At 65.9% G+C, this 18,615-nt stretch carries 17 protein-coding genes and 1 tRNA gene; 9 read left to right on the forward strand and 9 right to left on the reverse strand.

What is annotated here, in order from left to right; genetic code table 11:
* The first annotated feature begins 122 nt into the window (after nucleotides 1–122).
* From ACQR1X_RS18260 to ACQR1X_RS18290, 7 genes are all read left to right on the forward strand, one after another.
* Nucleotides 123–1,232, forward strand: coding sequence for a BMP family ABC transporter substrate-binding protein (locus ACQR1X_RS18260; RefSeq protein WP_434899320.1), 1,110 nt, complete (start codon nucleotides 123–125; stop codon nucleotides 1,230–1,232).
* Entirely contained in the window at nucleotides 1,229–2,338 is a 1,110-nt protein-coding gene (locus ACQR1X_RS18265; RefSeq protein WP_434899321.1) for an ABC transporter permease, read from the forward strand. The genes ACQR1X_RS18260 and ACQR1X_RS18265 overlap by 4 nt, the downstream gene beginning before the upstream one ends.
* Nucleotides 2,339–2,341: 3 nt before the next feature.
* A complete protein-coding gene (locus tag ACQR1X_RS18270; RefSeq protein WP_315775139.1) occupies nucleotides 2,342–3,268 on the forward strand; it encodes an ABC transporter permease in 927 nt (308 codons plus the stop codon).
* A 14-nt stretch (nucleotides 3,269–3,282) separates the two neighbouring features.
* Nucleotides 3,283–3,966: a biuret amidohydrolase gene (gene biuH / locus ACQR1X_RS18275; protein ID WP_434899322.1), complete on the forward strand. Its 684-nt coding sequence runs from the start codon at nucleotides 3,283–3,285 to the stop codon at nucleotides 3,964–3,966.
* A 50-nt stretch (nucleotides 3,967–4,016) separates the two neighbouring features.
* Nucleotides 4,017–5,492, forward strand: coding sequence for an ABC transporter ATP-binding protein (locus ACQR1X_RS18280; RefSeq protein ID WP_434874444.1), 1,476 nt, complete (start codon nucleotides 4,017–4,019; stop codon nucleotides 5,490–5,492).
* Nucleotides 5,493–5,794: 302 nt separating this feature from the next.
* Entirely contained in the window at nucleotides 5,795–7,390 is a 1,596-nt protein-coding gene (locus ACQR1X_RS18285) for an oleate hydratase (RefSeq protein WP_434890251.1), read from the forward strand.
* Nucleotides 7,391–7,504: 114 nt separating this feature from the next.
* A complete protein-coding gene (locus tag ACQR1X_RS18290; RefSeq protein WP_434838219.1) occupies nucleotides 7,505–9,064 on the forward strand; it encodes an oleate hydratase in 1,560 nt (519 codons plus the stop codon).
* 530 nt (nucleotides 9,065–9,594) lie between these two features.
* Here the strand turns inward: ACQR1X_RS18290 and ACQR1X_RS18295 are convergent.
* The 9 genes from ACQR1X_RS18295 to ACQR1X_RS18335 all read right to left on the reverse strand — a co-directional run bounded on the left by ACQR1X_RS18295 (nucleotide 9,595) and on the right by ACQR1X_RS18335 (nucleotide 16,641).
* Entirely contained in the window at nucleotides 9,595–10,476 is an 882-nt protein-coding gene (locus tag ACQR1X_RS18295; protein ID WP_434899323.1) for an AraC family transcriptional regulator, read from the reverse strand.
* A gap of 101 nt (nucleotides 10,477–10,577) precedes the next feature.
* Nucleotides 10,578–11,453 carry a class I SAM-dependent methyltransferase gene (locus ACQR1X_RS18300; RefSeq protein ID WP_434899324.1) on the reverse strand — a complete coding sequence of 292 codons (876 nt, stop codon included), beginning with the start codon at nucleotides 11,451–11,453 and terminating at the stop codon, nucleotides 10,578–10,580.
* Nucleotides 11,454–11,636: 183 nt separating this feature from the next.
* Nucleotides 11,637–11,714, reverse strand: a tRNA-Pro gene (locus tag ACQR1X_RS18305).
* A gap of 225 nt (nucleotides 11,715–11,939) precedes the next feature.
* Nucleotides 11,940–12,503, reverse strand: coding sequence for a MerR family transcriptional regulator (locus ACQR1X_RS18310; RefSeq protein ID WP_315805816.1), 564 nt, complete (start codon nucleotides 12,501–12,503; stop codon nucleotides 11,940–11,942).
* A gap of 132 nt (nucleotides 12,504–12,635) precedes the next feature.
* The gene (locus tag ACQR1X_RS18315; RefSeq protein ID WP_315740211.1) at nucleotides 12,636–12,992 is read right to left on the reverse strand and encodes an integration host factor subunit alpha; all 357 of its coding nucleotides are present in this window, start codon (nucleotides 12,990–12,992) and stop codon (nucleotides 12,636–12,638) included.
* Between the two features lie 132 nt (nucleotides 12,993–13,124).
* Nucleotides 13,125–14,099 (reverse strand): beta-ketoacyl-ACP synthase III, encoded by a 975-nt coding sequence (locus ACQR1X_RS18320; RefSeq protein ID WP_434882651.1) that lies wholly within the window; start codon nucleotides 14,097–14,099, stop codon nucleotides 13,125–13,127.
* On the reverse strand, nucleotides 14,096–15,157 hold the full coding sequence (gene plsX / locus ACQR1X_RS18325) for a phosphate acyltransferase PlsX (protein ID WP_316181524.1): 1,062 nt from the start codon (nucleotides 15,155–15,157) through the stop codon (nucleotides 14,096–14,098). The genes ACQR1X_RS18320 and plsX overlap by 4 nt, the downstream gene beginning before the upstream one ends.
* Before the next feature lie 319 nt (nucleotides 15,158–15,476).
* The gene (locus ACQR1X_RS18330; RefSeq protein WP_316237433.1) at nucleotides 15,477–16,100 is read right to left on the reverse strand and encodes a YceD family protein; all 624 of its coding nucleotides are present in this window, start codon (nucleotides 16,098–16,100) and stop codon (nucleotides 15,477–15,479) included.
* A gap of 4 nt (nucleotides 16,101–16,104) precedes the next feature.
* Nucleotides 16,105–16,641, reverse strand: coding sequence for a ubiquinol-cytochrome C chaperone family protein (locus tag ACQR1X_RS18335; RefSeq protein WP_315805820.1), 537 nt, complete (start codon nucleotides 16,639–16,641; stop codon nucleotides 16,105–16,107).
* A 129-nt stretch (nucleotides 16,642–16,770) separates the two neighbouring features.
* On the opposite strand from ACQR1X_RS18335, the gene ACQR1X_RS18340 reads away from it, so the two are divergent.
* Together ACQR1X_RS18340 and ACQR1X_RS18345 are read left to right on the forward strand one after the other, a co-directional pair.
* Nucleotides 16,771–17,232, forward strand: a complete 462-nt coding sequence (locus ACQR1X_RS18340) for an outer membrane protein assembly factor BamE (protein ID WP_315805821.1) — start codon at nucleotides 16,771–16,773, stop codon at nucleotides 17,230–17,232.
* Nucleotides 17,233–17,388: 156 nt separating this feature from the next.
* Nucleotides 17,389–18,396, forward strand: coding sequence for a Bug family tripartite tricarboxylate transporter substrate binding protein (locus ACQR1X_RS18345; RefSeq protein ID WP_316217822.1), 1,008 nt, complete (start codon nucleotides 17,389–17,391; stop codon nucleotides 18,394–18,396).
* Nucleotides 18,397–18,615: the final 219 nt, after the last annotated feature.

The following is an 18,615-nucleotide window of genomic DNA, read 5'->3' on the forward strand; positions in this document are numbered from 1 at the left end:
CCTCGGCCGCGCTGAAAGCCGCTGGCACAAAGCTTGCGATCACTCCCTTTCGAGGCTCCGCCGTGTGGCGGTGAAGCCGAGATGACAGCGCGGGCGGATCGACCCGCCGAGGGAGCTCACCAATGGACTTTGGCAGGATTTCACGACGGCATCTGTTGCAGGGTGGCGCGGCGCTGACGCTCGGCGCGGCCGCGGGCCTGCGGCCGGCCTTCGCCGCGGAGACAACGATCGGCTTCATCTATGTCGGCTCGCGCGACGACTACGGCTACAACCAGGCGCATGCGCAGGGTGCGGCGGCGCTGAAGAAGCTGCCCGGGCTGAAGGTGATCGAAGAGGAGAAGGTGCCGGAGACCGACGCGGTCGAGAAGACGATCGAGTCGATGATCAATCTCGACGGCGCCACCCTGCTCTTCCCGACCTCGTTCGGCTACTACAATCCGCACATGATCAAGATGGCGGCGAAGTACCCGAAGCTGCGCTTCGAGCACTGCGGCGGCCTCTGGAGCGAGAAGGACCCGAAGAACGCTGGCTCCTATTTCGGCTATATCGACGAGGCGCAGTACATCGCCGGCATCGTCGCCGGCTACACGAGCAAGAGCGGCAGGCTCGGCTTCGTCGCCGCCAAGCCGATCCCACAGGTCCTGCGCAACATCAACGCCTTCACCCTCGGCGCGCAGCTTGCCAATCCCAAGGCCACCACGCAGGTGATCTTCACCGGCGACTGGTCGATGCCGGTCAAGGAGGCCGAGGCGACCAACAGCCTGATCGACCAGGGCATCGACGTCCTGACCTGCCATGTCGACGGTCCGAAGACGATGGTCGAGAACGCCGCGCGCCGCGGCGCGTTCGTCACCGGCTATCACGTCAACCAGTCGCCGCTGGCGCCGAAGGCCTATCTGACGGGCGCCGAGTGGAATTGGGAAGCGCTGTATCCGAAGTTCGTCAAGATGCTCCAGGCCGGCGAGAGCATTCCGAACTTCTATCGCGGCGGCCTCAAGGAAGAGGTGGTCAAGATCTCGGCGTATGGCGAGGCGGTGTCCGAGCAGGCGCGCAAGCACGCCGACGAGATCAAGAGCAAGTTCCTCGGCGAGGGCTATACGATCTTCAAGGGCCCGATCAAGGACAACAAGGGCAACACCGTGATCACCGCCGGCACCGAGCGCGGCCAGAAGGATCCGGAGCTCGAGAAGATGGACTACCTGGTCGAGGGCGTGATCGGAGCGACGTCATGACCACGGAGGCGGCCGATCCGGTTGATGCGGCCGCCATCGCGCCGGCCGCGGATGCAGGTTTCCTGCAGCGCTACGGCGCGAGCATTGAATACATTCTCATTCCGGGCGCGGCGCTGGTCGCCGCGCTGCTGGTGTTCGGCATCTTCGTCGCATTGTTCGGCAAGAACCCGCTCGATCTCTATTGGTACATGTACTACGGCGCGTTCGGCACCTGGTTCTCCTGGCAGAACACGCTGACGCGCGCGGCTCCTCTGATCCTGACGGCGCTGTGCACTGCCCTGCCTGCGCAATTGGGCATGGTGATCATCGGTGGCGAAGGCGCGCTGCTGATCGGCGCGCTGTCGGCGACCTCGGCCGCGCTGGCCTTGCAGGGCATGCCGCCGCTGGTGGTGCAGATCGCGATGGTGATCGCCGGCATGGCCGGCGGCGGATTGTGGATCCTGCTGTCCGGCGCCTTGCGCCAGTATCGCGGCGTCAACGAGACCATCTCCAGCCTGCTGCTGGTCTACATCGCGCTCGCGATCCTCAACCATCTCGTCGAAGGCGCGATGCGCGACCCGGCGAGCCTCAACAAGCCGTCGACGCGCGAGATCGGCGCCGCCAACATGATCGGCAGCATTCCCGGCACCGACGTGCATTGGGGCCTGGTGTTCGGCCTGATCGCGGCGATCGCGTCCTACGTGCTGATCTATCACACCACGTTCGGCTTCGCCGCGCGCGTCGCCGGCGGCAACATCCGGGCCGCAAAGATCGTTGGCCTCTCCGTGGGCAAATTGATCCTGACGGTCTGCTTCCTCGCCGGCGCCTGCGCTGGCCTGGCCGGCATGGTCGAGGTCGCCGCGGTCCAGGGGCGCACCAATGCCAATCTCGCCGTCGGCTACGGCTTCACAGGCATCCTCGTCGCCTTCCTCGCGCGGCAGAATCCACTGGCAATCATTCCGGTCGCGATCCTGCTCGGCGGCATCAATGCCTCGGGCGGCCTCTTGCAGCGAAGGCTCGGCCTGCCCGACGCCTCGGTGCTGGTGCTGCAGGGCATCATCTTCATCTCGGTGCTGGCGAGCGACGCGCTCTATGGCCGCATCGGTGTCCTCAAGGGAAAGTCCTGATCCATGGCTGACGGCAATATCGGGCTCTGGACCGTGCCGCTGGCGGTGCTCGGCGGCGCCATCCGCGTCTCCACGCCGTTCCTGTTCGTGAGCCTGGGGGAATGCATCACCGAGCGCTCCGGTCGCATCAATCTCGGCCTCGAGGGTACGCTGGTGATGGGCGCGATGAGCGCCTATGGCATCTCCTATCTCACGGGATCGCCGTGGGCAGGCGTGCTCGCCGCCGGCCTCACCGGCGCGCTGCTCGGCGCCCTGCATGCCGGCATCTGCTCGCTGCCGCGCGTCAACGACGTCGCGGTGGGAATCTCCTTGATGCTGTTCGGCACCGGGCTCGCCTTCTTCCTCGGCAAGCCGCTGATCGAGCCGACCGCGGCGCGGCTTCCGGCGATCGATTTCGGCTGGTGGAGCGACGTGCCGCAGGTCCGCGCGGCCTTGCGCATCAACGTCCTCTTCCTGCTCGGCGTCGTGCTCGCGCCGCTATTGCTGTGGGCATTCCGAACCACCCGCTGGGGCCTGCTGATCCGCACCGCCGGCGAGAGCGCGGATGCGGCGCGCGCGATGGGCCACTCGGTGCTGATGATCCGGCTGCGCGCCACCATGGCCGGCGGCTTCCTCGCCGGCATCGGCGGCTCGTTTTTGTCGCTGTTCTATCCCGGCAGCTGGAACGAGGGCCTCTCCTCGGGCCAAGGCATCACCGCGGTGGCGCTCGTGATTTTCGCGCGCTGGGACCCGATGCTGTGCCTGTGGGCCTCGCTGGCCTTCGGCGGTGCTGCCGCGCTCGGGCCGGCGCTGCAATCGGTCGGCGTCACCTCCGGCTATCATCTCTTCAACGCCGCGCCCTACATCCTGACGCTGCTCATCATGATCATCACCTGCTCGCCGAAGCGCACCTTGAGCGGCGCGCCGGCCGAGCTGTCCATCACCCGCTGATTTCGGAGTCCATCATGACCGCGCGCACCATCCGCTCCGAGCCCTATGCCTGGCCGTACAACGGCGATCTTCGCCCTGAGAACACCGCGCTGATCGTGATCGACATGCAGACCGATTTCTGCGGCGTCGGCGGCTATGTCGACAAGATGGGCTACGACCTGTCGCTGACACGGGCGCCGATCGAGCCGATCAAGACCCTGCTCGGCGTCATGCGCGCGCAGGGCTTCTGCATCATCCACACCCGCGAGGGCCACCGCACCGATCTGTCCGACCTGCCCGCCAACAAGCGCTGGCGCTCGCAGCAGATCGGCGCCGGCATCGGTGACCCCGGCCCGTGCGGCCGCATCCTGGTGCGCGGCGAGCCAGGCTGGGAGATCATCCCCGAGCTGGCGCCGGCTCCGGGCGAGATCGTCATCGACAAGCCCGGCAAGGGCTCGTTCTGCGCCACCGACCTCGAGCTGATCCTGCGCCTCAAGGGCATCCAGAACATCGTACTGACGGGCATCACCACCGACGTCTGCGTCCACACCACGATGCGCGAGGCCAACGACCGCGGCTTCGAATGCGTGCTGCTGTCGGACTGCTGCGGTGCCACCGACAAGGGCAACCACGATCACGCGCTGAAGATGATCAAGATGCAGGGCGGCGTGTTCGGCGCGGTCGCGACCTCCGCGGCGCTGATCGAGGCGCTGTCGTGATCGGCGACGATCCGACGCCATCAGGCGCGTTCGGCGTCGAGGCCATCGCGATGACGATGCGCTTCGGCGCGTTCACCGCGCTCGACAATGTCGAGCTGAAGGTCAGGCCTGGCTCGTTCCACGCGCTGCTCGGCGAGAACGGCGCCGGCAAGTCGACGCTGGTCAAATGCATCATGGGCTACTACCGCCCGACCGAGGGCGACGTGCTGATCGCCGAGCGCGAGCGCGCCATCAACAATCCCAGGGACGCGCACGCGCTCGGCCTCGGGATGGTCTATCAGCACTTCACCCTGGTGCCGGCGATGACGGTCGCCGAGAACCTGGTGCTGGCGCGTGACGACGTGCCAGCCGTGGTCGACTGGGCGAAGGAGAAGAAGGAGCTGGAGGCCTTCCTGGCGCGGATGCCGTTCCGCGTGCCGCTCGACGCCAAGGTCTCCGACATCTCCGCGGGCGAACGGCAGAAATGCGAGATCCTCAAGCAGCTCTATCTCAAGCGCCGCTTCCTGATCCTGGACGAGCCGACCTCGGTGCTGACGCCGGGCGAGGCCGACGAGGTCCTGGGCATGCTGCGCAAGATGGTCGAGGCCGGCGAGCTGACCATCCTGATGATCACGCATAAATTCCGCGAGGTGATGGCGTTCGCAGACGACGTCACCATCCTCCGGCGCGGCAAGCTCGCCGGCCGCGGCAAGGTCACCGAACTGACGCCCGACGACATGGCACGGATGATGATCGGCGCCGAGCAGCTCACGGTGCAGCCGTCGCGCACCGGCGAGGCCGGCAACGTCAGGCTCGAGGTCGAGAAGCTGGTGGCGCGCGACGATTCCGGCGGCCTCGCTGTGCACAACCTGTCGCTCACCGTGCGCGCCGGCGAGATCGTCGGCATTGCCGGGGTCTCCGGCAACGGCCAGCGCCAACTGGTCGAGGTGCTCGCCGGCCAGCGCGAGGCCGAGAGCGGCGCAATCCGGGTCTCCGGCGAGGCCTATGTGGCGAGCCGCGAGGAGATGCGCCGGCACAAGATGTCGCTGCTGCCGGAGGAGCCGCTGAAGAACGCCTGCGTCGGCGGCATGAGCGTCGCCGACAACATCGCGCTGCGTGAGTTCGACCGCGCGCCGTTCGCCCGCGGCGGCTGGTGGCTGAACAAGGCTGCCTTCCGCCAGGGCGCGACAACCAAGATCAACCGCTACAAGATCAAGACCCGCACGCCGGATACGCCGATCTCGGCACTGTCGGGCGGCAACGTGCAGCGCGCCGTGCTCGCGCGCGAGCTCGGTCACGACGTCGAGGTGCTGATCGCCGCCAATCCCTGCTTCGGCCTCGACTTCGCGGCGGTGGCGCAGATCCACGCCGAGATCATGGCCGCGCGCAATCGCGGCGCCGCCGTGCTATTGGTCAGCGAGGATCTCGACGAGCTGCTGGAGCTGTCGGACCGCTTGGTCGTGATGTTCCACGGCCAGCTGGTCTACGAGACCCGCGGCAGCGATGCTGATCTCACCGAAATCGGCCGCCACATGGCGGGGCATTGAGGCCGACGTCGACTGCGCCGGACAACGAAACAAGCCGGCTGCCGCGCGGTTAACGGCGAACCCGGCTCTCACCGCGTCATTGCGAGCGCAGCGAAGCAATCCAGAATCCTTGCTCGGCACTGGATTGCTTCGCTGCGCTCGCAATGACGGTGGAGGGAGTTGGGCCCGCTCCGCGGGACATTGCGCCACACCAGGGGTAAACGACCTCAAGCTGTTGACGACTAATTCATCCCGCTGAGGTAACATCGCGGCGAGTGCGTGCTGGTTGCGGCCGCCTGGCCGTCCTGGCGACATTTTCCTTTATCTCGTTTCAATCCCTTGCTCGACAGGTCGATCTCATGAAGGCCTATTTCATCGGTGGCGGCATCGGTTCGCTCTCCGGCGCAGCATTCATGATCCGCGACGGCGGCGTCTCCGGATCGGACATCACCATTTTCGAAAAGCGCCTGCCCTATGGCGGCAGCCTCGACGGCGCGCGTCTTCCGGACGGCTCCTACTCGATGCGCGGCGGGCGCATGCTGACGACCGAGCAATACGAATGCACCTGGGACCTGCTGTCGACCATTCCCTGCGAAACCGACGCTCAGCAGACCATCCTCCAGGAGACCGTGGCGTTCAACAAGCTCCACGTCACCCACGCGCAGGCGCGGCTGGTCGATGGCAACCGGCACAAGGTCGACGTCTCCACCATGGGCTTCTCGATGCAGGACCGCATCGAGATGACCAGGCTCACCGAGGCCTCGGAGGAGAAGCTCGGCAAGTCCTTGATCTCGGACTGGCTGTCGCCGCCGTTCTTCACGACGAACTTCTGGTACATGTGGCAGACGACCTTCGCCTTCCAGCCCTGGCACAGCGCGGTCGAGTTCAGGCGCTATCTGCGCCGCTTCATCAACGAATTCCCGATGATGGATACGCTCGGCGGCGTCAAGCGGACGGTGCACAACCAGAATGACTCGATCGTCAAGCCGCTGATGCGCTGGCTGAAAGGCCACGGTGTCAACTTCGTCGGCGGCGCCGACGTCACTGACATCGCGCTCGTCACCGAGAACGGCAAGCATCGCGCCACGCGCCTCGATCTGGAACATGACTTCGTCGGCCGCAGCATCGATCTCGCGGCGGATGACCTCGTGTTCTACACCGCCGGCTCGATGACGGACGCGACCAGCCTCGGCAGCCACGACAGTCCGCCCAAGCAGCTCACCAAGGAGGACAGCCAAGGCTGGACTCTCTGGGAGAAGCTCGCACAGGGCCGCCCGGAATTCGGCAATCCGGCCGCGTTCAACTCATCGGTTCCGGAGTCGAGCTTCGAATCTTTCACGGTCACCTGCCGCAATGCGCGCTTCTTCGACGCGATGCAGACTTTCACCGGCAACGTCGCCGGCACCGGCGGGCTCGTCACGTTCAAGGATTCGAACTGGCGGATGTCGATCGTGCTCTACAGCCAGCCATACTTTCCGGACCAGCCCGGCACCATCAAGATCTTCTGGGGCTATGGGCTCCATCCCGATCGCGTCGGCAATTTCGTGGGGAAGCCGATGTCCGAGTGCAGCGGCGCCGAAATCCTGAAGGAGCTGTGCGGGCATCTGCGCTTTCCGCTCAACGTGTTCGACGAGGCGACCTGCGTGCCGTGCTGGATGCCCTACATCATGAGCATGTTCATGCCGCGCAGCTATGGCGACCGGCCGTTGCCGGTGCCGCTCACCTCGCAGAATCTCGCCTTCATCGGCCAATATGTCGAGCTGCCCGAGGATGCCGTGTTCACGATCGAATATTCGGTGCGCGCGGCCATGCATGCTGTCTATCAGCTCTTGAAGATCGACCGCGCCATTCCGCCGGTCACGCCGTATGACAAATCGCTGAAAATGCTGCTGCAGTCGGTGGTGAAATCATTCGCTTGACGGACCACGCGAGATCGTGATCACCGCGCGCCGCAGCGCTTGACCTGGATCAGTTCCACGAGGGAACCCAGCAGCTAAGCCCCGGATCGTAACACACGATCCGGGTGAACCATCATGAAGGCGTATTTCATCGGAAGCGGCATCGGCGCATTGGCCGGCGCGGCGTTCCTGATCCGCGACGGCGGCGTCGCGGGCCGCGACATCACGATCTACGAGAAGCACCTGCCCTATGGCGGCAGTCTCGATGGCGCGCGGCTGCCCGACGGCTCCTATTCGCTGCGCGGCGGCCGCATGCTGACGACCGATCACTACGAGTGCACGTGGGACCTGCTCTCCACCATCCCCGATGCCAGCGATCCCCGCCGCACCGTGCGCGACGAGACGATTGCCTTCAACAAGGCCCATGTCGCGCATTCGCAGGCGCGCCTCGTCGATCGCAACCGGCACAAGATCGACGTCTCCACCATGGGCTTCACCATGCAGGACCGGCTCGAACTGGTGCGGCTGACCGAGGCCTCCGAGGAGAAGCTCGGCAACTCCCGCATCACCGACTGGCTGTCGCCGCCGTTCTTCACCACGAATTTCTGGTTCATGTGGCAGACGACGTTCGCGTTCCAGCCCTGGCACAGCGCGGTCGAGTTCAAGCGCTATCTGCATCGCTTCATGAACGAGTTTCCTCGCATCGAGACGCTGGCCGGCGTCAAGCGCACCGTGTTCAACCAGTATGATGCGATCGTCGTGCCGCTCGTCAAATGGCTGGAAGGCCACGGCGTGAATTTCGCCGGCGGCGTCGATGTCACCGACATGGAGATCGCGACGGAAGCCGGCAAGCATGTGGTCAAGCGCCTCACGCTGGATCGCAGCGGAAAGCCGGAGACGGTCGCGCTGTCGAGCGACGATCTCGTCTTCCTGCAGAACGGCTCGATGACGGACGCGACCAGCCTGGGCACGCAGGATGCGCCGCCGCCGCGGCTCACCAAGCAGGACAGCCAGGGCTGGACGCTGTGGGAGACAATCGCGAAGGGCCGCCCCGAATTCGGCAATCCCGCCGCGTTCAACTCATCGATCCCGGAATCCTGCTGGGAGTCGTTCACCGTCACCTGCCGCAATCCGCGGTTCTTCGACGCGATGGAAGCGTTCAGCGGCAACGCCGCGGGCACCGGCGGGCTCGTCACCTTCACCGAGTCGAACTGGCTGATGTCGGTCGTGCTGTATCACCAGCCGCATTTCGCCGGCCAGCCCGCCGACGTACAGGTGTTCTGGGGCTATGCACTGCATCCCGACCGCATCGGCAATTTCGTCGGCAAGGCGATGGCCGATTGCGGCGGCGCCGACATCCTCAAAGAATTGTGCGGCCACCTCAACTTCGACCTTGCGGTGTTCGACCAGGCGACCTGCGTGCCATGCCGCCTGCCCTACATCACCAGCATGTTCATGCCGCGCAACAAGGCCGACCGGCCGCTGCCGGTGCCGGCGAATTCGAAGAACCTCGCCTTCGTCAGCCAGTTCGTCGAGATCCCCGACGACGTCGTGTTCACGGTGGAATATTCAGTGCGTGCCGCGCAGATGGCGGTCTATCAGTTGCTCGGTATCACCAGGGCGATTCCACCGATCACGCGGCACGACAAGTCGTTCCGCGTGCTGATCGAGACGATGGAGAAGGCCTTCGCCTGACGCCTCTCGCATCCGCAAAAACGAACACGCCCGGATCAGGCTCGATCCGGGCGCGCTTTCCGTCTCGCGAGGCACAGATGGCGCCTCCATGCGTCTTGCGTGAGTTGTCAGTAGCCGAGCAGCGCGAGACCAACCCAGCTGACGGCAAACAGCGATACGACCGAGGTTGCAGCGGCAAAAACGGACAGCGAAACTTTCAAAGTCCTGAGGACCATACGCGCCTCCTTCAACGACAATGAACAGCACATCGAGGTGAACCCCGATGTCAGTCTGAAATTTCCTGGAACCGGCTCCACAACGAGCCGAACACAGGTTTGGTGCGCGCGTGCGCGCAAAGGTTCAATGTCAGGGTGTGGGGCCCTGATTGAGCTGCTTCATTGTTAACGGACACGGCCGCTCGTGGTTCCCGGATGGGAACTGGAACCGCTCCAAAGTAGGCCGCTCTCCCCCTCAGAGCCCCCTTCCTGGCGGAACTCAAGGTTGAGAAGGCTCCTGGCTGCAGGTTTTAGGATGGATCCGGCCGCCGGGCGCTATTTCAGCGGCAGGAACAGGTCCGCAGCCGTCTCGTGCTCGGGAACCTCCGGGAAGAAATTCAGCCGCTGGCAATAGATCGGGAAGTCACGCACCTCCTCGCCGCTGGCTGGAAGCCAGTCGCGATAGAGGAGCAGCGCGGCGGGCTCCAGATTGTGGGTGTTGCCGACGACGCGCAGCACGGCGCAGCGTCCTCCGGGGATCACGCCGGCTCTGATCGTCGCGTCGTCCGTCTCGACCGGCTGATCGGTCCCGACACAGAGATCCACGCTGTAGTCGGCAGGCGAAGCGGGGCGCCGCTCGGAGCGCCAGACCGTGAAGGTCGGATGGGTCCTGGGGTGCAGGCCGGCCGCCTTGCGCCAGGCGATGAAGCGCTGGATGGTCGCGCCGAGCGTCGCCGGGTCGCCGCGATGCTCCATGATCGCCACCGGCGTGGCCGGCACCTCGCGAATCGTCACGTCGTCAGGGGTATAGGTCGTCCGCATCAGCTTGCTCCTCGCGTCGTCGAGAGGCCCGAAGGCCGCAAGCCACGGCTCCCAGTCGGGAGATTTCCGGAACGAAGACGGCGATTGCCCGAACCGTTGCCGAAAGGCGCGGGCGAAGGCATCGGGCGCATCGTAGCCGGCCTCCATCGCGACCTCGGTGACGCTTTGGGCATCGCTGTAGGCCAGCTGATAGGACGCCCGCTTCATGCGGGCGAGCTGGATGTAGCGATGCACTGATAGACCGAAGGTCGCCGTGAACTGCCGGTGGAAATGATATTTCGAGTAGGCCGCGATGCTGCTCAGCGCGTCCAGATCGAGATCATCCTCCAGATGCCGGTCGATATGATCCAGCACCCGCTGCATCCGCGCATGGTAGTTTCGCAGCGCCGCCTTCATCGTTCCGTGCTCCGTGGCGGCATCAGCTAAGCGCAGGCGGGCATGACGCGCTCGACCGATCTTGCGGCTTTGTCACGGGGTTCAGCGATCAAGACCGACTTTCACGGATCGACGGCCGTCACGGTCCAGAACGAGGCGGGCACCATGACGCCCGTCCCCTTGGCGTAGCGCGCCAGCGCCTTCCTTACCGCGGCCGTCGCGGCCTCCATGGCCTCGGTCGTTTGCCCCGCCACCGCACGGCCGGCGGGCCCGATCGCGAGCGCCGTCTGCACCGCGCTGTCGAGGCCGGCGCCCGCGCCGACGTCGAGCACGATGTCGTGGCGCTCCAGCCGGATGCGGCGCAGCCCGGCATCGGTCGTCACCTTCTCCATCCACTCGGGAGCACCGAACGCGAAATCGTCCGGCGCGTGCGGCGGCAAGCCCGGCAGCTTCGGCACGTGGTCATAGGCCGCCTGCAACGGCTCCAGCGCCCACGGGTTGTCGCGCAGCTCGCCCCAGCAGGCGAACGCGACGCGCCCTTCCGAATGCAGCGCATTGCGGATGTTGAGCACGGCGCGCACCGGATTGGCGAAGTACATGACGCCGAGCCGCGAGATCACGAGATCGGCGCTGGCGGCCTTGAAGTGGTGCACCATGGCGTCGCCCTGCACGAAGCTCACCGGCGCCTCGGCCGGGGCGAGTTCGTGGGCCGCGGTCAGCATGGCCGCGGAGACGTCGAGGCCGAGCACGCTGCCGCCTGGGCCGACCTTCTCGGCCGCCGCGATCAAGGTCGCGCCGCAGCCGCAGCCGATGTCCAGCACCCGCTCGCCCGCCTGGATCGCCGCGCGCTCCAGCAGCGCCTCCTGCACCGGCGCCAGCATCGCATCGATCTCGGCGCGGCGCGCGACCCAGCGCCCGCCGCCCGCACCGTTCCAGAAGGCGATCTGCTCGGCGTTCTCGAAATGCCCAAAGGAGGTGTCGGCGATGGCGGCGTCCATGCGGGAAATCTCGACAACAAAGGTCACAAATGAAACGAGCCGGCTCGATCAGCGTCCAGCAGGCCCTGTTCGGGAGTTTAGGGGGCGGTCTGCGGCTTGAAAAGCCAGTCTCACGGACAAAGCGGTCGCGGCAGGGGCACGCAAAAACGCATCGGCCAATGTCAAATGCAGCGATTTGAGAAATGGTCGGAGCGGCGGGATTCGAACCCACGACCCCTAGTCCCCCAGACTAGTGCGCTAACCGGGCTGCGCCACGCTCCGATGGCCGTTCCTGTAGCCGTGATCCGAGCCCGATGCAAGGCACGGCGGGTGGGTTTCGTTGGGGGGCATGGGGCTGCCAGATTGAACGGAGACCGGGGACCCCCACCCCCAACCCCTCCCCGCAAGGGGAACGGGAGCGCAGCCGACCTGCGGCTCTCGGGGTGGGTTACAACGCGGGATCACCGGCCGTGCCCGGCGAATTCTCAGTGACGCGCGCTGTGCGCCTCAGACGTCCTTCATCGCGCGGTCGAGCAGCGCGCGGCAGTCGAGCAGGTCCTTGAGCACGCCCTGGAGCTTGTCACGCTCCTCCGGCTTCATCCCGGCGCGGGTGGGCGGGCCGACGCGGAAGGTGTCGAGGATGTCGTCCTCGGTGTCGACGAAGCGGAAGTCGATGCCCTCCTCGTCGGAAGCCTCCTCCTCCTCGTCCTCCGATTCGACCTCGGCCTCGCCGATCGGCTCCTCTTCCATCATCGCCTGGCCGAGGGTCTCCTCCATCGCGCCGAACGAGACCGCGGCGGAGCTGTCGGCTAGTCCCTGGACCGACTTGACGCCGTGCTCCTTGAGGATCCGCTGCACCCCCTTGATGGTGTAGCCTTCGCCGTACAGCAGGCGGCGGATGCCCTTGAGCAAATCGACGTCGTCGGGCCGGTAATAGCGCCGGCCGCCGCTTCGCTTCATCGGCTTGATCTGGGCGAACCGCGTCTCCCAAAACCGCAGCACGTGCTGCGGGATGTCGAGCTCCTGCGCGACCTCGCTGATCGTCCGAAACGCATCCGGCGCCTTGTCCAAATGCCCGTTCCCCTTCGACCGTGCTGCCAAGAAAGTGGGAGACTACGCTGATTCGACTGGACGAACTGCACGCGGGACGAAGGTAACGCGTCGATACGGCCTCGCCGGACGATGCGGCGGGCTAGCCCGGCCCTATTCCGGCTCGGCGCCGAACTCGGCGCTAGCCTCGCCGTTCATCTTGCCGTTGCCCTGCTGGCCGTTGATGCGCTGCTTGAGGATCGCGGACGGCTTGAACACCATGACCCGCCGCGGCGAGATCGGCACTTCCGTGCCCGTCTTCGGGTTACGTCCGATGCGCTGACCCTTCTTGCGCACCATGAACGACCCGAACGACGATAGCTTGACCGTCTCGCCGCGCTCGAGGCAGTCGGTGATCTCCTTCAAGACCAGCTCGACGAACGCAGACGACTCCGTCCGCGACAGCCCCACCTTCTGGTAGACTGCCTCGCAGAGATCGACGCGTGTGACTGTTTTTCCGGTTCCCGCCATCGCCTGCCCCAAACTCTCGGCGAATAATTCGCTCCGGAAATTAAGAGGTTAAGCGGCGGTGGTCAACAGCAGCGTGAATAGAAGTACGGGCCCTCATGCCGATCTAAGGCGTAATCCCGCCGCGCGGCAGGCTCACCAGCGCACCAAAGCCGAGCCCCAGGTGAAGCCGCCACCCATCGCCTCCAGCAGAACCACGTCGCCCTTCTTGATGCGACCGTCCTTGACGGCCACGTCGAGCGCCAGCGGGATCGAGGCAGCGGAGGTATTTCCATGCCGATCGACCGTCAGCACCACCTTCTCCGGCGCGATGTGCAGCTTGTGCGCCGAAGCATCGATGATTCGCTTGTTGGCCTGGTGCGGCACGAACCAGTCGATGGTCTCGGCCGACAGGCCGGTGGCATCGAAGGCGTCGACGATCACGTCGGTGATCATGCCGACCGCGTGCTTGAACACCTCGCGGCCTTCCATCCGCAGATGCCCGACGGTCTGGGTCGAGGACGGTCCGCCATCGACATAGAGCTTGGCCTTGTGGCGACCATCGGACCGCAGGTGAGTCGTGAGCACGCCGCGATCGGCCGAGGCCCCCCCCTGCTCCTGAGCGTCGAGGACCAGCGCGCCGGCGCCGTCGCCGAACAGCACGCAAGTGGTGCGGTCGTTCCAGTCGAGGATGCGCGAGAAGGTCTCGGCGCCGATCACCAGCGCGCGCTTGAACTGGCGGCTGCGCAGGAAATTATCCGCGGTCGCGAGCGCATAGACGAAGCCCGAGCACACCGCCTGCAGGTCGAACGCCGCGCCATGATGGATGCCGAGGCCGTTCTGCACCGCCACGGCCGTCGCCGGAAAGGTGTTGTCCGGGGTCGAGGTGCCCAACACGATCAGATCGATAGACTGCGGATCGACATCGGCCGCGGCCAACGCGGCACGAGCCGCGTTGATCGCGAGATGCGAGGTGAATTCGCCGTCGGCTGCGACGTGGCGCTCACGAATGCCGGTGCGCTGCACGATCCACTCGTCGGAGGTCTCGATGCGGCTTGCCAGCTCGGCATTGGTCACGACCCGCTGCGGGAGGTAGGAGCCACAGCCGAGCACGACCGAACGAATTGTCACGAGACAGCCTCCTGGGCGACGGGTTCGGACGCCGGTGCGCCGCCGTCGGGATTGAGTGTTTGATTGATCTTGGTCAGGAGATCGTAGCGGGCCATCTCATAGCCAACCCTGACCGCCGAGGCAAAGCCCTCGGCATCGGTTCCGCCGTGGCTCTTGACCACCATCCCCTTGAGCCCGAGCACCACGCTGCCGTTGGATTTGCGCGGGTCGAGCCGGGCCCGCAGGGCGGCGAACGCGCCGCGTGCCAACACGTAGCCGACCCGGGCCAGCAGACTGGCCTGGATCGCGCCGCGCAGGAAATCCGTGACCTGGCGCACCGTGCCCTCGGCTGTCTTCAGCGCGATGTTGCCGCTGAAGCCCTCGGTCACGACCACGTCGGCGGCGCCCTTGCCGATGCCGTCGCCCTCGACGAAGCCGATATAGTCGAGCTGCGGCAGGTTCATCGCACGGAGCTGCTCGGCCGCCTCGCGGATCTCCTCATGGCCCTTGATCTCCTCGACACCGATGTTGAGGAGGCCGACGGTCGGCCTGGGCTTGTTGAACAGCACGCTCGCCAGCGCGCCGCCCATCACTGCCAGCGCGACGAGGTGGTGGGCGTCGCCGCCGATCGTCGCGCCGAGGTCGAGCACCACCGATTCGCCGCGCGCAGTCGGCCAGATCGCGGCCAGAGCCGGCCGGTCGATCCCGTCCAGCGTGCGCAGGCAGAAGCGCGCCATCGCCACCAGCGCGCCGGTGTTGCCTGCGGACACGGCGACGTCGGCCTCTCCCTTCTTCACCGCCTCGAGCGCGAGCCACATCGACGACGTCTTGCGGCCGCGCCGGAGCGCCTGGCTCGGCTTGTCCTCCATGCTGACGGCGACATCGGTGTGAACGACGCGCGAGACTGCCTTCAGCCGCGGATGCCGGTCGAGTTCGGGAACGATCTTGGCACTGTCGCCGAACAGCAGAAACTCCGCATCCGGATGGCGGCTCAGCGCGATCGCGGCACCGGGGATGACGACGGCCGCGCCGAAATCCCCGCCCATGGCGTCCAGCGCGATTCGAACCTTTTGAGGCATGACGTCCCGGAAACCTGATCTCGAGCTTTGTCTCGTCTTGGCCGTGATTTGGTTGGCCGTGTTTGGCGGTCGTTCAGAGGCATTGCGCGGCCGATGGACAGGCCAGAGGCCGTCCGGGCCTTTTCGTCGCACCCCGACCCGGGCGCGACAATAGCGTCTCTCCGTGTCGAAACAACCTCCCGGGAGCGATGCATTTTGCAACCGCCGCGCCGGTCCGGGACCGGTAGCGCCCCGTCTTTTCGTTCGAAATCAGCGGCTTGAGAGAATTTTGACAAGCTTTGTGACAGGATCGCGCGGCAGCGGCCTGCACAATTGCGCGTCAATCCTCACCCGTTTTCTTCGCTTTGACCGCGCCCGGCCCGACGGCATCTGCCGGCTTCAGCGCCTTCAGCGCGGCGAAGGGATGGTCCGCCGGATCGGAGGCCTCGGCGGGCTGCTCGAACACCGCGCCCGGTTTGCGCGGATACGGATCGATCCCCAGGAACAGCGCGTCGGCGGCGAGCCGGCCGAGGTCGATCTGCCCACCGACGATCGGCTCGGGCGGATCGGCCGTCTCGACCTCGCTGTTCGGGTCGTCCTCGACCAGGTCGGCAAGCTCCGGAATCTGCTCCGGCGGGGCAAACATCTGGTCGATCGGCTCGTCGATCTCGGTCTCGATCGGATCGAGCGTGACGACGCAGGTCTGGCCGATCCGGGCGCGCACCCGGCCCTCGACATGCACCTTGCCGTCACGCTTCAGGGCCACGTCGAACGAGGCTTTGGCCGAAAGCACCTCGCGCAGATCGGCGATCTCTGCCAACGCCCGGCGCGTGGCCGGATCGGCCTCGATCTCGCGATGCAGGCCGGCGTCCGGGATTTGCGCCACGATCACCGGCGGCGCGCGCCAGGGGTCCTTGGAAGGGTCTCGCGCCGTTTCGCGCGACGTGTCTCTGTCTCTGGTCATGTCGCTAGTCCTGCTGAACCGGCCGCGGGAAGCTCCAGCCGGCGCCGAGCAGCCTGTTGTCGTCGAGGGCGGCGAGGTCGGCCGCCACCCGGGCCGCATAGGCGGCAAGTCCGGCCGCGCTGTCGGGATGCTCGCCGTTCAAGATATTCTTCTGCAGCGCCTCCGCCAGCCGGGCCTCGCTCTCCGACCAGGCCAGATCATAGGCGGCGGTGCGGCCATAGAACGCCTCGCCGAACTTCTGCATGCGCTTCGGAACGGTCAGATCACCCACCCCCATCTCGCGGAGATTGTCGTCCATGTCGTCGCAGAACCGGTCGAACAGGGCCTGCGACAGCGCCGACCCCACCCCGCGCAGCCGCCGCAGCACCAGCCAGAGATGCAGAATCAGCAGATCGAACCGTCCTTCCACCGTGTCAGGGACATTCAAGTGTCTATAAAACAACGGGTCTCGGGTTTGTGCCACGATCGCGCCATAGATCGGCTCGATGGTCCCGCGCGGGGACGGTCGGGATTTCCTGAGATGGTTGAATGGCCAGAGCATGACGGTTCCGCGGTCGAGTTTCCCTGACCCTGTTCAGGGGCATGTTGCAATCCGCAAGTTTGCCCGGTACGTCAACGCCCTGCCCGACGCAAGGGGACGGGATCCGATCTGAAGAAGATGACCCAGACAATGCGAACGACTGCCCGCCTGCTCACCCGTGGCCTGAGCCCCCGTCTGCGCACCCTTGGTGCGATCGCGCTGACCTGTCTGGCGCTCGGCGCCTGCACCGGCGAGCAGTTCCAGAAGGGCTACATCATGCCGCCGGGCGCGCTGGAGCAGATTCCGATCGGCGCCAGCCAGGACCAGGTGCTGATCGTGATGGGCACGCCATCGACGGTGGCGACGCTCGACGGCGAGGTGTTCTACTACATCTCGCAGCGCGCCGAGCGCCCGGTCGCCTTCATGAACCAGAAGGTGGTCGATCAGCGCGTCATCGCGATCTATTTCGACAAGAACCGCCAGGTCCGCCGGCTCGCCAATTACGGCATGAAGGACGGCAAGATCTTCGACTTCGTCAGCCGCACCACGCCGACCTCCGGCCAGGAGCTCAGCTACCTGACGCCGCTGTTCAAGCTGCTCAGCTTCAACTGATCCCGACCCGATCGCCGCAGCCCGGAATATGATTCCGGGCCACGGCACAAAGCCGGACCGCTGCGCTGATTGGCGCAGCCCGTGCGCAATTCGCCGGCTTGCTCTGGCGCTGCAATCTTCCCTACCCTGCTGGAAAACATCAGCAGGGAGGAATCATTGGCTCATCGCATCGCGCTGTCGCGCCGCAAGCTCTTGTCCGGCGCCGCGGCGCTGTCCACCGCCGCCATCCTGCCGCGCGCGAGTCTCGCCGACTGGCGCCCGACCGAGACGATCAAGCTGATCGTGCCCGCTGCGCCCGGCGGCAGCACCGACGTCATGGGCCGGCTGCTCGCGGCGCATCTGCAGACCGCCTGGGGACAGTCGGCCGTGGTCGAGAATCGCTCCGGCGGTGGCGGCACGATCGGCGCCGCCGAGGTCGCGCGCAACACCAAGGGCGACGGCCATACGGTCCTGATCGGCAACCCCGGTCCGAACGCGATCGCCTATTCGATCTTCCGCAACCTCGCCTACAAGCCGGATCAGTTGCAGGCGGTCTCCAACATGATCCGCATCCCCAACATCGTCTCGGCGCATCCCTCCACCGGCATCAAGTCGATTCCCGAGCTGATCGCCTATCTCAAGGCCAATCCCGATAAGCTCAACTACGCCTCGTCCGGCGTCGGCCAGAGTCCGCATCTGACGGGCGCCTGGTTCCTGCAGCTCACCGGGCTGAAGATGACGCACATCCCGTTCCGCGGCGCCGGCCCGGCGCTGCAGGCTGCCCTGGCGGGCGACGTCCAGATCCTGTTCGACAATCTGTTTCCGTCATTGCCGCAGGTCCAGGAGGGCAAGCTCACCGGCTTGTGCGTGACGACACCGGAGCGCAGCGCCAATGCGCCGGAGCTGCCGACGATGCGCGAGAGCGCGCCGGAGCTCGCCAAGTTCGACGTGTCGTCCTGGTTCGGCGTATTCCTGCCCAAGGCCTGCCCGCCGGAGATCGTCAGCGCGCTCAACCTGCAGGTCAAGGCGATGCTGGAGCGCGAGGACATCGCCAAGAACATCGCGGCCATGGGCGCGCGGGCCGACTACGGCACGCCGCAGCAGTTCGGCGACTTCGTCCAGGCCGAGACAGCCAAATTCGCCTCGATCATCCAGAAGGAAGGCCTGCAGATGGATGTGCAGTAGCCCTCGGAGCCCGGCCGGCCACGTCGCAGCGGAGTATTGCAACACGGCTCGTGGTGTAACGGCACCTTAAGCGGGATGGTGCGATAGATGGCGGCCGCGCGCCTTTGATCTGGTCCTGAGATACCGTCAAGCGGATGCCTGGCCGACCACCTTCGCGTGGATGCGGTCCGAGCACCGTCCGAGGGGCAGGCGCCGGCGATGTCCATCGCATGAGCCGTG

The organism is Bradyrhizobium sp. HKCCYLRH3073, from assembly GCF_051167995.1.
GTDB lineage: Bacteria > Pseudomonadota > Alphaproteobacteria > Rhizobiales > Xanthobacteraceae > Bradyrhizobium.